Source organism: Paraconexibacter algicola (assembly GCF_003044185.1).
GTDB classification, from domain to species: Bacteria; Actinomycetota; Thermoleophilia; order Solirubrobacterales; family Solirubrobacteraceae; genus Paraconexibacter; species Paraconexibacter algicola.
Genome location: NZ_PYYB01000001.1, coordinates 2,950,954 through 2,962,164, shown reverse-complemented (window position 1 = coordinate 2,962,164; position 11,211 = coordinate 2,950,954). Strand labels below are relative to the sequence as shown.

General features: G+C 72.9%; 14 protein-coding genes and 1 pseudogene. 1 reads left to right on the top strand and 14 read right to left on the bottom strand.

Annotated features, from left to right (window positions below; translation table 11 throughout):
• The 13 genes and pseudogenes from C7Y72_RS13920 to C7Y72_RS13860 form a co-directional block, all read right to left on the bottom strand.
• Positions 1-550: recombinase family protein (locus C7Y72_RS13920; protein ID WP_146175377.1), on the bottom strand; the 550-nt coding region annotated here is incomplete at its 3' end.
• 37 nt (positions 551-587) lie between these two features.
• Positions 588-860: pseudogene (locus C7Y72_RS24275) on the bottom strand (M15 family metallopeptidase); the annotation flags it as partial.
• A 518-nt stretch (positions 861-1,378) separates the two neighbouring features.
• Positions 1,379-1,951 carry a hypothetical protein gene (locus C7Y72_RS13910; protein WP_107569481.1) on the bottom strand — a complete coding sequence of 191 codons (573 nt, stop codon included), beginning with the start codon at positions 1,949-1,951 and terminating at the stop codon, positions 1,379-1,381.
• On the bottom strand, positions 1,948-2,292 hold the full coding sequence (locus C7Y72_RS13905) for a hypothetical protein (protein ID WP_107569479.1): 345 nt from the start codon (positions 2,290-2,292) through the stop codon (positions 1,948-1,950). The genes C7Y72_RS13910 and C7Y72_RS13905 overlap by 4 nt, the downstream gene beginning before the upstream one ends.
• On the bottom strand, positions 2,289-2,642 hold the full coding sequence (locus C7Y72_RS13900; RefSeq protein ID WP_107569477.1) for a TadE/TadG family type IV pilus assembly protein: 354 nt from the start codon (positions 2,640-2,642) through the stop codon (positions 2,289-2,291). The genes C7Y72_RS13905 and C7Y72_RS13900 overlap by 4 nt, the downstream gene beginning before the upstream one ends.
• Before the next feature lie 71 nt (positions 2,643-2,713).
• The gene (locus C7Y72_RS13895) at positions 2,714-3,073 is read right to left on the bottom strand and encodes a hypothetical protein (protein ID WP_107569475.1); all 360 of its coding nucleotides are present in this window, start codon (positions 3,071-3,073) and stop codon (positions 2,714-2,716) included.
• 30 nt (positions 3,074-3,103) lie between these two features.
• A complete protein-coding gene (locus C7Y72_RS13890; RefSeq protein WP_233243854.1) occupies positions 3,104-3,913 on the bottom strand; it encodes a response regulator transcription factor in 810 nt (269 codons plus the stop codon).
• Between the two features lie 126 nt (positions 3,914-4,039).
• Entirely contained in the window at positions 4,040-4,735 is a 696-nt protein-coding gene (gene phoU, locus C7Y72_RS13885) for a phosphate signaling complex protein PhoU (RefSeq protein WP_107569471.1), read from the bottom strand.
• A gap of 16 nt (positions 4,736-4,751) precedes the next feature.
• A complete protein-coding gene (gene pstB, locus C7Y72_RS13880) occupies positions 4,752-5,582 on the bottom strand; it encodes a phosphate ABC transporter ATP-binding protein PstB (protein ID WP_107569809.1) in 831 nt (276 codons plus the stop codon).
• A gap of 109 nt (positions 5,583-5,691) precedes the next feature.
• Positions 5,692-6,627: a phosphate ABC transporter permease PstA gene (gene pstA, locus C7Y72_RS13875; RefSeq protein ID WP_107569469.1), complete on the bottom strand. Its 936-nt coding sequence runs from the start codon at positions 6,625-6,627 to the stop codon at positions 5,692-5,694.
• A gap of 12 nt (positions 6,628-6,639) precedes the next feature.
• Positions 6,640-7,599: a phosphate ABC transporter permease subunit PstC gene (gene pstC / locus C7Y72_RS13870; protein WP_107569468.1), complete on the bottom strand. Its 960-nt coding sequence runs from the start codon at positions 7,597-7,599 to the stop codon at positions 6,640-6,642.
• Positions 7,600-7,614: 15 nt separating this feature from the next.
• Positions 7,615-8,640 carry a phosphate ABC transporter substrate-binding protein PstS family protein gene (locus C7Y72_RS13865; protein ID WP_158276855.1) on the bottom strand — a complete coding sequence of 342 codons (1,026 nt, stop codon included), beginning with the start codon at positions 8,638-8,640 and terminating at the stop codon, positions 7,615-7,617.
• Positions 8,641-8,700: 60 nt separating this feature from the next.
• Complete coding sequence (locus C7Y72_RS13860) at positions 8,701-9,075, bottom strand: winged helix-turn-helix domain-containing protein (RefSeq protein ID WP_107569464.1); 375 nt, start codon at positions 9,073-9,075, stop codon at positions 8,701-8,703.
• 115 nt (positions 9,076-9,190) lie between these two features.
• Between C7Y72_RS13860 and C7Y72_RS13855 the strand changes: the two genes are divergently transcribed.
• Positions 9,191-9,823, top strand: a complete 633-nt coding sequence (locus C7Y72_RS13855; protein ID WP_107569462.1) for a DUF47 domain-containing protein — start codon at positions 9,191-9,193, stop codon at positions 9,821-9,823.
• Here C7Y72_RS13855 and C7Y72_RS13850 read toward each other — a convergent pair.
• Positions 9,804-11,201, bottom strand: a complete 1,398-nt coding sequence (locus tag C7Y72_RS13850) for a DHA2 family efflux MFS transporter permease subunit (protein WP_107569460.1) — start codon at positions 11,199-11,201, stop codon at positions 9,804-9,806. The two genes, C7Y72_RS13855 and C7Y72_RS13850, sit on opposite strands and share 20 nt — an antisense overlap.
• Positions 11,202-11,211 lie beyond the last annotated feature (10 nt).

Below are 11,211 nucleotides of genomic sequence, written 5' to 3'. Positions count from 1 at the left end.
CGGCGCGGTCGTCGGGCACGAGCCGTCGCGTGTCCGGATCGCGCCGGTACCCGGCCGGGGTCTGTCGTCGCTGCCAGATCCCCGCACGGGTCGCGGCCTCCCGGAGATCGGCGAACCGCTCGACGTGCCGCTCGCGTTCCGCCGCGTTGAACGCGCCGAGCAGCCGGCGCTGCAGCCTGCCGTCGATCGTGGCGCCGTCCACGGCGCCGGTCGCGAACTGCACCGACCCGCCGACGGCCTCGACCCGGCGATGGATGAGCTCTTCCTCGAGCGTGTCGCGCGCCAGCCGCGACTGGTAGGCGACGACGATCCCTCGGTACCGGCCCGCTTCGACCCCTTCGACGGCGGCGAGCAGCGACGGCCGGTCGGCGAGCGGCAGGCCGCCGCTCACCCCGAGCTCGGCCGGGAGAAGCTCGAGGTCGCCGCCGAGCCGCGCGACGGCGCGCTCGAGCGCCGCGACCTGATCGCGCTCGGAGTGGAAGTCGTCGGCGCCCGATCGGCGGGCGCCCATGTGCGACACGCGTACGACGCCCGCCCAGACCTTGGACACAACCCGAAAGGTTACTACGCAATGAGTAGTCGTAATGCCAGGGCTCCCAGGAGTAGCGCTGCAGGAAGCCGAAGCGACGGGCGTTGCGGATCAGCCAGGGATAGGCGGACCGGGGGCCGATGTCGAGCTCGGTGCCGAGCCGGTGCAGGCTCTTGCCGGGCGGTGCGACCCACCTGGGGTCGGGGTGCTGGGCGTAGAGCACGGCCTGCTCGGCGTCGGAGCGGAAGCCGGAGACGACGACGAGCGTGACGCCGTCGGCGCGGGCGGCGGCGCGCAGCCGGTCGTAGGCCAGGGCGACGTCCGGGCGCATCGGCTTGCCGTCGCGGTAGGCGAGCGGCCCGTCGTAGGCGCCCGCGCCCGATGCGGTCGCGGGCAGGACCGCGGCGGCGGGCGGGAGCGCCTCCGCCATCGCCGCGAGCGCCGCGTCGGGACCGTCCGCCCCACCGCCGCGCGCCGCGCGGACCCGGACCTGCAGCGGCACCGCGCCCGGGCCCGCGCCGGGGAAGTCGACGCGCACGTCCCGCAGCCCGTTGCGGGCGGCGGTGGCGACCGCGCGGTCGCGGACGGCGGCGCGGTAGCCGTCGAGGTCCAGGCCGACGGGCAGCGGCGCGCCGGGACCGGGCTCCCCGATCGGATCGGTCACCTCGGCGTAGCGGTCGGCCATCACGCCGGCCGCCGCGAGCGCCGCGAGGTCGAGCGCCCGCTGGTCGTCGCCACGGCCCGTGAAGCCGGCGGCGACCGCCACGATCGCGGCCGTGAGCGCCCCGGCCAGCAGCACCGCGCCGAGGACGAGCAACAGTGCCTGCCCGGAGTCGTCGCGCAGGCGGGTCACGCCGCCTCCTCGACGAGCGTGCGGCCGAGCGCGCGCAGCGGGGCGAGCACCGGCAGGCCCGTGAGCGCCAGGCCGCGCGCGAGGACCGACGGGTCGAGCGCGACGACGTGCGCGATCCCGTCCGCCCGCGCCACGGCCGCCAGACCGTCCGGCACGGTGCCGGGGACCGCGGCCACGACCACGTCGGCCGAGGCGACGAGGGGGTCGTGCGCGGGCTCGCGCGGCCCGGCGACGACGACCACCATCGGCCCGTCGCAGGCCGCGGCCACGCGGACGGCCTCGGCGGTGGCCGCGAGCGGCTCGTCGGCGAGCCGGACGTGCACCAGCCGGCCGCTGGCCGTGGCGTGGGTGCCGCGCAGCCGCAGGGACGCCGCGAGGCGCCGGGCGGCCGCGCGGGCCGGAGCCGTGGTCGGCGCGCCCGTGCCGCAGGCCGACCCGGGCGTGACGGCCACCACCGCCACGCCGTCGCCGCGCGCGGACCGCAGGCCGGTGGCGAGCGCGGCGCCGACCGCGGTCGGGTCGGCGGCGCCGGCGAGCAGCACGACGCGGGAGACGTCGGGAACGCTCATCGGACCGCCGCCTCCCCCGCGTCCGCGGTGGCCTCGGCGACGAGCAGGTCGGCGACCGGGCCGGCGACCGCGCGCGGCCGCACCCGGACGGTGACCCGGCGACCCCGGATCCGCACGTCGACGTCGTCGCGGTCGCGGCCGGGGACCGCGGCGCGGGCCTCGGCCTCCGGGTCGCCGCCCTGGATGAGCGCCGCGGCCCCGGCGGCCGCCGCCGTCGCGGCGAGCTCGCGCGCCCCGCCGGCGGCGAGCACCTGCGCGATCGCGAGGACGACCACCAGCGCGAGCGGCAGGATCGCGACGAGCTCGATGCTCGCCTGCCCCCGGTCGTCGCGGACGCTCACGACCCCGCCCCCTGCGGCGTGAAGCGGGCGCGCGCGTGCACGCTGCCGACGCCCGGGACCAGCGCCGGGATCCGGACGGTGACGCGAACGCCCTCGCCGTCCGGGCGCACGCGGACGCCGCGGCGGAGCCCGTCGGGGACCGCGGCCCGCGCCGCGTCCTGGGGCGAGCTGCCGACCGCCGCCGCACGAGCGGCGGCCCGGGCGGCCGACCCCGCCGACCACTGCGCCCAGCCCGCCAGCGCGCCCTGCACGAGCAGGGCCGCGAGGAGGGCGATCAGCGGCAGCAGCGCGACGAGCTCGACGCTCGCCTGTCCCGCCTGTCCGCGTCCCGGAGATGTGCCGTCGGCCATGGGACCGACGATCCGGGACGCCGCGTCACGGCGCTACCACCAGGGTGTGACGATCCTGTGCCGAAACGGCGTCAGAACGAGTAGCTCTTGTAGTACCGGTAGACCTGCACGAGCGCGTACGACGCCCCGCCGATCAGCAGCATCCACAGCAGCAGCCCCGCCCCGGTCTCCCACAGCTCGCGCCGCGCGGCCATCGCGAACACGGCGACGCCGAGCGCCCCATACAGCAGGCCGCGGTGACGGTCGCCCAACGAGAAGATCTCGACCCGGTTCTCCCGGTACAGGCGCGCGCCGATCAGCACAAAGCAGACCGTGATCGCGATCGACAGGAGCGCGCCGACGGTGTCGGCCGTGCTGCCACCGCCCGGGACGAAGTGGACGGCGGCGGCGATCGCGAAGACGATCAGCGTGTTGCGCAGGCCGGTGCTCACGTCGTGAGCGTACCGCGCCGGGAGCCCCGGCTACCGCAGCGCGGCGGCGAGACGCTCGGCGTCCGCGGACGCGGGGTCCGGGACGACGCTGAGCTCCGGCCGCGGCGCGGGCGGCTCGCCGTCGACCGGCTCCGGCGCGAACCGGTACCCGACCCCGAAGTGCGTGTGGATGTACCGCCAGTCGGGGGACGCCTTCTCGAGCTTCTGGCGGAGCTTGCGGACGAAGACGTCGACCGAGCGGTCGCCGCGGGCCATCGCGTAGCCCCACACCCGCTGGTAGATCTCCTCGCGCTCCAGGACGCGGCCCTCCGCCCCGGCGAGCAGCTCGATGAGCTCGAACTCGCGGCGGGTGAGGTCGATCGAGCGGTCGCCGACGAACGCCTGGAAGCGGTCGGAGCGGATCTCGATCTCGCCGGCCGCGATCGGCGCCGCGGAGCGATCCTCGCTGCGGCGGCGGCGGCGGACGACCGCCTCGATGCGGGCGATGAGCTCCTCGGGGTGGCACGGCTTGCCGAGCCAGTCGTCGGCGCCGAGGCGCAGGCCGCGGACGCGCTGGGCGACCGTCGACTGCCCGGTGCAGACGATGACGCCGAGACCGGGAAGCCCGGTCGTCAGCTTGTCCAGGTACTCCCACGCGGCGGGGCCGAGCGTGGCGAGATCGACGACCAGGGCGCTGAGGCGCATGGCGACGAGCGATTCGACGGGCACCGCACCGGCGAGGACGCGGTGCTCCCAGCCCAAGCGCTCGAGGCGCTTGCCGAGCACCTGCAGGAAGCCGGAGTCGGTGTCGATGACCGCGATGCGGAGCGGGTCCGCACCGGAGGGGATCAGGTCGTGCATGACGCGGCCCATGGTAGCCACTACCCCGTCGCGAAAACCGGGTTGCGGGCTCTGGTCACGACATTTTCACAGGACCTTGCGAACGTGTGCCGAACCGCACACATCCGCGCACCGGCAACCGGTCGATCAGCGATCGAGGCGCTGCGTGGGGTGCGAGGAGTCCGAGAACTCCCGGAACAGCCCGGTGACGACGAACGCCGTCTGCTCGCCGATGTCGACCGCGTTGTCGCCGATCCGCTCGAGGGCGCGGGCGATCATCGCCATCGTCATCCCCCACTCGCGGGCGTCCTCGTCGGTGCCGATGCGGATCGCGCGGCGGAACAGCTCGCGGTTGATCTGGTTGATCTCCTCGTCCTGGCGCAGGATGTCCTCCGCCAGACCGACGTCGCGCATCGAGAACGCCTGCCGGGCCTGGACGACCTCGGACCGGGCGAGCTGGCCCATGCGCAGGATCTTCGTCTGGATCTCCTCGTCGACCGGCGGCTCGTGGCCAAGCAGCGGCAGGAGCTTGCAGATGTTCACGCACTGGTCGCCCATGCGCTCCATGTGCTTGACGACGTGCAGGAGCGCGGCGACGAGCCGCAGGTCCCCGGCGACCGGGGCCTGCAGCGCGAGCAGCGACAGGATCGACTGGTGCACCTCGAGGTAGCGGCCGTCGACGCGGTCGTCGTCGTGGATGACCTGGGTCGCCAGCTCGACGTCCTGGTGCTGGAGCGCCTCGAGCGTGCGGTCGATCTGCCCGACGACGATCTGCAGGCCGCCGAGTCCGGCCTCCTCGATGCGGGCGAGCTCCTCGGTGAAGTGCGTGCGCGACTCTGCCATGGGGTCCGACCGGCGCTCAGCCGAACTTGCCGGTGACGTACTCCTCGGTGCGGGAGTCGTCCGGGTTGGTGAAGACCTTCTCGGTCGGGTTCAGCTCGACGAGCCGGCCGATGCGGTTGGACTCGCCCGCCGACAGGTCGACGATGAAGAACGCCGTCCGGTCGCTCACGCGCGCCGCCTGCTGCATGTTGTGCGTGACGATGACGATCGTGTACTGGGACTTGAGCTCGAGCATGAGCTCCTCGATCTTCCCGGTGGAGATCGGGTCCAGGGCCGAGCACGGCTCGTCCATGAGGATCACGTCGGGGGACGTCGCGATCGCACGGGCGATGCACAGCCGCTGCTGCTGGCCGCCGGACATGCCGAAGGCGTTGTCCTTCAGGCGGTCCTTGACGTCGTCCCACAGCGCGGCCTTGCGCAGCGAGGTCTCGACGATCTCGTCCATGTCGCCCTTCATGCCCAGGACGCGCGGGCCGAACGCGATGTTGTCGTAGATCGACTTCGGGAACGGGTTGGGCTTCTGGAAGACCATGCCGACGCGCTGGCGCACGGCGACCGGGTCGACCTCGGGCGCGTAGAGGTCGACGTCGTGGTAGGTCAGCGTGCCCTGGACGGTGGCGCCCGGGACGAGGTCGTTCATGCGGTTCAGGCACCGCAGGACGGTCGACTTGCCGCAGCCGGACGGGCCGATGAACGCGGTGATGTCGTTCTCGTAGAGCGACATGTCGACGCCCTCGACGGCGACCTTGCCGCTGTAGGTGACGCCCAGCCCGCTGAGCTTGAAGATCTCGTTGCGGGTGGCGCCGGGGTCGCGGGTGTCCTTGCGCAGGCCCGCGCTGACGCCCATCTTGGTCTGCGCCGCGGGCGCGGTCTCGCGCTCGGACGCCACGGTGTCCTCGGGAGTGCTCATGTCGGGTCCTTGCGTGGAGTCGAGGTCGTCGGGTTCGGGGTCGGGACTACCACTTCTGCTCATAGCGGTTGCGCAGGTAGATGGCGACGGAGTTCATCAGGATCAGGATGACCAGCAGCACGATGATCGCGGCCGCGGCGAGATCCAGGAAGCCTGCGCGGGCCTCCCCGGTGAACGAGAGGATGGAGATCGGGAGCGCCGTGAACGTCTTGTCGTAGGCGGGGTCGAACAGCAGGAACGACGCGGCGCCGACGAGGATCAGCGGCGCGGTCTCCCCGATCGCGCGGGACAGCGCGAGGATCACCCCGGTCGCGATGCCCGACACGGAGCCCGGCAGGACCTGCTTCCAGATCGTCTGCCACTTCGTCGCGCCGAGCGCCAGCGCCCCCTCGCGGATCGACGGCGGCACGGCGCGGATCGCCTCGCGCGAGACGATGATCACCACCGGCAGCACCAGCAGCGACAGCGTCAGCGCCCCGGCCAGCAGCGTCGGCCGACCGGTCGCGAGGCCGAAGGGGAGCGAGTAGTTCGCGCCGAACAGCTCGCCGCGGACGAAGATCGCGAGGCCGAGGAGGCCGAACACGACCGACGGGACCGACGCGAGGTTCTGGATGTTGATCTCGATGATGCGGTTGATGCGCTTGGTCGGGTCCGCGTACTCCTCGAGGTAGATCGCCGTGGCGACCCCGATCGGGATGATGACCAGCGCGGTCAGGCCCATGAGCCAGAGCGTGCCGAGGATCGCGGCGCGCAGGCCGGCGTTCTCGATGTTGAAGCGCGAGGAGTACTCGGTGATCAGCCCGGTGTCCAGGCGGCCGACGCCGTCCTGGGCGACGCTGAAGATCAGCGCGACGAGGAAGACGACGGAGATCGTCAGGGTCAGGCAGAGCAGCGACAGGAAGATCGCGCCCTTCGTGCTCTCGCCACCCGAGGAGCGGGTGACGGCCTTCCGGGCGATGGTGGTCTCGGCGACGGTCGACATGGCGGTCAGGTCCTACTCGTAGACCTGGCGGTACTTCCGCACGAAGCGGATCGCCAGGAGGTTGAGGGTGAAGCAGATGACGAACAGCGTCATGCCGACGGCGAACAGCGTCGAGTAGCCGATCGATCCCGCCGCGACGTCCGAGCGCGCGGTGTTGGCGATGAACGCCGCCATGTTCTGGTGGCTGATCGTGAGGTCGAGGCTGAGGTTCGGCGCGTTGCCGGCGGCCAGCAGGATGATCACGGTCTCGCCGATGGCCCGGGAGGCGCCGAGGACGAGCCCGGCGACCACGCCGGAGAGGGCGGCCGGGAAGACGACCTTCATCGTCGTCTGGCGCTTGGAGGCCCCGAGGCCGGCGGCGCCCTCGCGCAGCGAGGCGGGGACGGCGGAGAGCGCGTCCTCGGACACGGAGGCGATCGTCGGCAGGACGAGGAAGCCGAGCACGATCCCGGCGCTGAGGCCGTTGAAGATGTTGACGTCGAGGCCCAGCCAGCCCTGGAGGAACGTCTTGGTGAAATACTGCAGGGCGAAGAAGCCGAACACGACGGTCGGGATGCCGGCGAGCAGCTCGATGACCGGCTTGAAGATCTTGCGGATCCGCGGCGAGGCGTACTCCGCGAGGTAGACGGCGACGCCGAGCCCGAGCGGGATCGCGACGGTGAGGGCGATGCCGGTGAGGTACAGCGTGGACCACAGCAGCGGCAGCACGCCGAAGGACTGCGACTCGCCGCCCGCGAGCGGGTTCCAGTCGGTCCCGAAGAGGTAGTCCCCGACCGGGACCTCCCCGAAGAACGAGATCGTCTCGCGGACGAGCGCCGCGAGGATCAGCACGGTGATGAGGATCGACAGACCGGCCGCGCCGGCGAGCAGGAGCTTGATGCCCTGCTCGCCGACGGAGCGCGGGGTGCGCTGGCGCACGAGCGAGATGCTCGTGGCGCCAGGGCGGCCGACGACCTCGGGTCCTGATGCCATCGGCCCGGTCCTTCCCTACTTGAGGTCGGCCGCGGTGACGGGCTTGCCTGCGTCGAGGCTCGCCTGCGAGGCGGTCTTGAGCTCGTCGGTGAGCGGCACGTAGTCGGCCGCGCGGACGATCTCCTCGTTGTTGTCCAGGACGTACTGGAGGAAGCCCTTGACCTCGGGCTTGGCCAGCGCCGCGACGCTCGGGTACATGAAGAGCGGCCGCGAGAGCGGGGCGTACTCGTTGGACGCGATGGTCTCGACCGTCGGCTCGACGCAGCCGTTGCCGCCGTCGACCTTCAGGATCTTGACCTTGTCCTTGTTCTGGTCGGCGAACGAGAAGCCGACGTAGCCGATCGCGCCGTCGGTGCCCGAGATGCCCTGGATGATCTGGTTGTCGTCCGCGGACGTCTCGACCTTGTCGGTGCGCTGCTCGGCGTCCGTCTCCAGCACCGTCTCGGTGAAGAAGTCGTACGTGCCGGACTCGGTGCCCGGGGTGAACGCGGCGAACTCGGTGTCGGGGAACCCGTCACCCAGCTCGGAGTAGTTGGCGACCTTCGACTTCGGGTCGAGGAGCTGCTTCAGCTGCTCGGTGGTGATGCAGTCGTTCGGGATCGCGAGGTTCGGGTTGGCGATGACCGAGAGGCCGTCGATGCCGACCTGGACCTCGACCGGCTCGACGCCGCCCTTCTCGCACGCCTCGAGCTCCTCGGCCTCGATCCGACGCGAGGCGTCGGCGATCTCGAGCTCGCCACGGCAGAACTTGTCGATGCCGTCGCCGGTGCCCACGCCGCCGACCGAGATCTCGGTCGAGGCGCCGCCGCCGGTGAAGCCCTCGTTCGCGGCCTCGGCCACCGGCTGCACCGTGGAGGAGCCGTCGATGCGGATGCTGCCGCTGAAGCTGGACAGGTCGGCGCTGCTGCCGCCGTCGGCCGTCTGCTCGGAGTTGGTCCCCGTGCCCCCGGCGGTGGTGTCCTCGTCGTCGTCGCCACAGGCGACGACGCCGAACGCGAGCACGCCACAGGCGAGCGCCGCGGTGATGGAACGTGACCTCACTGCTTCTCCTTTTGGTTGTTCATGCGCTCGGCAGGCTCCCAGCGGGCCCGCCGGAGTCTGTTACCGAGGTGTGCCCTCGTTGTGAAAAGGGTGTGAATCGCTCGTGATCGGCTCGAGCTCGAGGCGGTAGCCGAAGCCCACGTGCGTGTGGATCGAGCGCACGCCCGGGAGCGCCTCCTCGAGCTTCACGCGCAGCTTGTGGACGTAGACGTCGACGCTGCGGTCGCCGCGCCGCAGCTCCGCGCCCCAGACCTGGCGGTACAGGTCCTCGCGGCGCACGATGTGGCCGGCACGGCCGACGAGCGCGACGAGCAGGCCGAACTCGCGGACCGAGAGCATGAGCGTCCGTCCCGCCGCGTGGGCCAGGCCCTCCGCGGGTCGGACCTCGAGCTCGCCGACGCGCAGGACGGGATCGGGGGAGGCGGCTGCGTGCATCGCGGCGATCCTCCACGCGCGGGGACCGGCGGCCTGTGACCGACTCGTGAACCGGATGTGAAAGACCGGTGAAACCGCGTGGTCCGCGAACGGCGCGGCGCCTAGGGTCGCCGGGATGCCACTCCTGCTGCGCCGTGCCGCGCCCGACGAGGAGCTCCTGCGACTCCTCGAGGAGTCCGGTCGCAACGTGCAGCGCGCCGGTCTCCTGCTCCGCGACCTCCTCAAGGACTACCCCGAGCACGACGAGCTCGCGCGCGAGCTGATCCTCTGCGAGCACGAGGGCGACCGCATCACCCACGACATCATCCACCGCCTCAACGGCGCGGCCCGCCGCCGGCGTCCCGCGTTCGACCCGGCCGACATCCACGCGCTCGCCACCGCGCTCGACGACGTCGTCGACTACGCCGAGCAGACGGCGGACGAGCTGTCGGTCTACCGCGTCGAGGCGCCGATGGAGCAGGCCGTCGCGCTCGCCGACGTCCTCGTCGGCGCCGGCGAGCAGGTCGCGCGGGCGCTGCGGTGCCTGCGGACGGGCAGCGACATGGGCACGCACCTCGTCGAGATCCACCGGCTCGAGAACGAGGGCGACCGGCTCGAGCGCGACGGCGTCGCCGCCCTCTTCGTCGGCGGGATCGACCCCATGGCCGTGATCCGCTGGAAGGACATCTTCGCCTCGCTCGAGGCCTCCGTCGACGCGTGCGAGACCGTCGCGCACGTGCTCGAGGGCATCACGCTGAAGCGGCGCTGACCCGCAGTCCGCGCAGCAGCGGCCACGCGAGCGCGGCGCCCGCCAGCGCGACCACCGTGGCCGCGAGGAAGATCGCGTCGAGCCCGTCGACGACCCCGGTCGCCGGGTCCGGCGCGCCGGCGACGCGGTCGGAGAACAGCACGCCGAGCGCGGCGATCCCGGTGGCGATGCCCAGCTGACGGAACGTGTTGGTCACCCCGGAGGCGAGGCCCGCCCGCTCCGGCGGGAGCACCGCGACCATCGCCGCCGCCAGCGCCGCCGCCAGCGCCGGGCTGATCACGCCGATCGCCAGGCCGCCGACGACGAGCCCCGGGAGCAGCACCTCCCACCCGGAGCCCGGCTCCACCGCCCGCAGCAGCAGCTGCGCGAGCGCGATCAGCAGCAGTCCCGCCTCCAGCGGGACGCGCAGCGGCAGCCGACCGGTCAGCCGGCCCGACAGCGGCGCGACCGCGAATAGCACGAGCGTCAGCGGCAGCAGCCGCAGCCCCGTCCCGGTGGGCCCGTGGCCGAGGACGTCCTGCAGGTAGATCGCCAGGTAGAGGAACAGCGGGTACAGCGCCAGCGACTGGGCGAACGCGACCACGAGCGTGCCCGTGAACGCCGGGACCCGGAACAGCGCCGGAGGGAGCATCGGGTCGGGATGCCGCCGCTCGGCCAGCACGAACAGGACCGCGAGCGCGCCCGCCGCCAGCAGCGCCCCGACGACCGTCGGCGCGCCCCAGCCGTCGGCGTGGGCGCGGACGAGCCCGAGGGTCAGGGCGAACGCCGCCGCGCCGAACAGCACCATCCCGGGGAGGTCCGGCCGCCGCGGTCGCGGGTCGCGGGACTCCGCCACGACGCGGAGCGTCGCCCGCACGAGCAGCAGCCCGACCGGCACGTTGAGCCAGAAGACCCAGCGCCAGCCCGGACCGTCGACGAGCAGCCCGCCGACCACCGGTCCGAGGGCCAGCGCCGCGCCCGTCACGGCGCCCCACACCGCCAGCGCGAAGCCGCGCCGCTCGGGGCCGAACGCGTCGGCGAGCAGGGGCAGCGACGTCGCGAACATCGCGGCCGCCCCGATCCCCTGCGCCCCCCGGGCGAGGTCGAGCGTCGTCGCGTCCGGGGCCAGCGCGCACACGACCGACGTCGCGACGAACGCGAGCAGCCCCCAGACGAACACGCGCCGGCGTCCCAGCCGGTCGGCGAGCACGCCCGCCGTCAGGAGGGTCGTGGCGAGCGTGAGCGCGTACGCGTCGATCACCCACTGGACCTGCGCGAAGTCGGCGTCGAGGTCGCCCGCGATCGCGGGTAGGGCGACGTTCACCACGGTGACGTCGAGCAGCAGCAGCGCGGTGCCCGCGGAGACCGTCGTGAGGACCTGCCACTGCGCCCGCGTCATACGGCACCGT

Coding starts and splice junctions, on each gene's coding strand:
- C7Y72_RS13855 (WP_107569462.1), top strand. CDS start 9,191: ATGCCACTCCTGCTGCGCCGTGCCGCGCCCGACGAGGAGCTCCTGCGA.
- C7Y72_RS13900 (WP_107569477.1), bottom strand. CDS start 2,642: ATGGCCGACGGCACATCTCCGGGACGCGGACAGGCGGGACAGGCGAGC.
- C7Y72_RS13850 (WP_107569460.1), bottom strand. CDS start 11,201: ATGACGCGGGCGCAGTGGCAGGTCCTCACGACGGTCTCCGCGGGCACC.
- phoU (WP_107569471.1), bottom strand. CDS start 4,735: ATGGCAGAGTCGCGCACGCACTTCACCGAGGAGCTCGCCCGCATCGAG.
- pstC (WP_107569468.1), bottom strand. CDS start 7,599: ATGGCATCAGGACCCGAGGTCGTCGGCCGCCCTGGCGCCACGAGCATC.
- pstB (WP_107569809.1), bottom strand. CDS start 5,582: ATGGGCGTCAGCGCGGGCCTGCGCAAGGACACCCGCGACCCCGGCGCC.
- C7Y72_RS13860 (WP_107569464.1), bottom strand. CDS start 9,075: ATGCACGCAGCCGCCTCCCCCGATCCCGTCCTGCGCGTCGGCGAGCTC.
- C7Y72_RS13890 (WP_233243854.1), bottom strand. CDS start 3,913: ATGCACGACCTGATCCCCTCCGGTGCGGACCCGCTCCGCATCGCGGTC.
- C7Y72_RS13910 (WP_107569481.1), bottom strand. CDS start 1,951: ATGAGCGTTCCCGACGTCTCCCGCGTCGTGCTGCTCGCCGGCGCCGCC.
- pstA (WP_107569469.1), bottom strand. CDS start 6,627: ATGTCGACCGTCGCCGAGACCACCATCGCCCGGAAGGCCGTCACCCGC.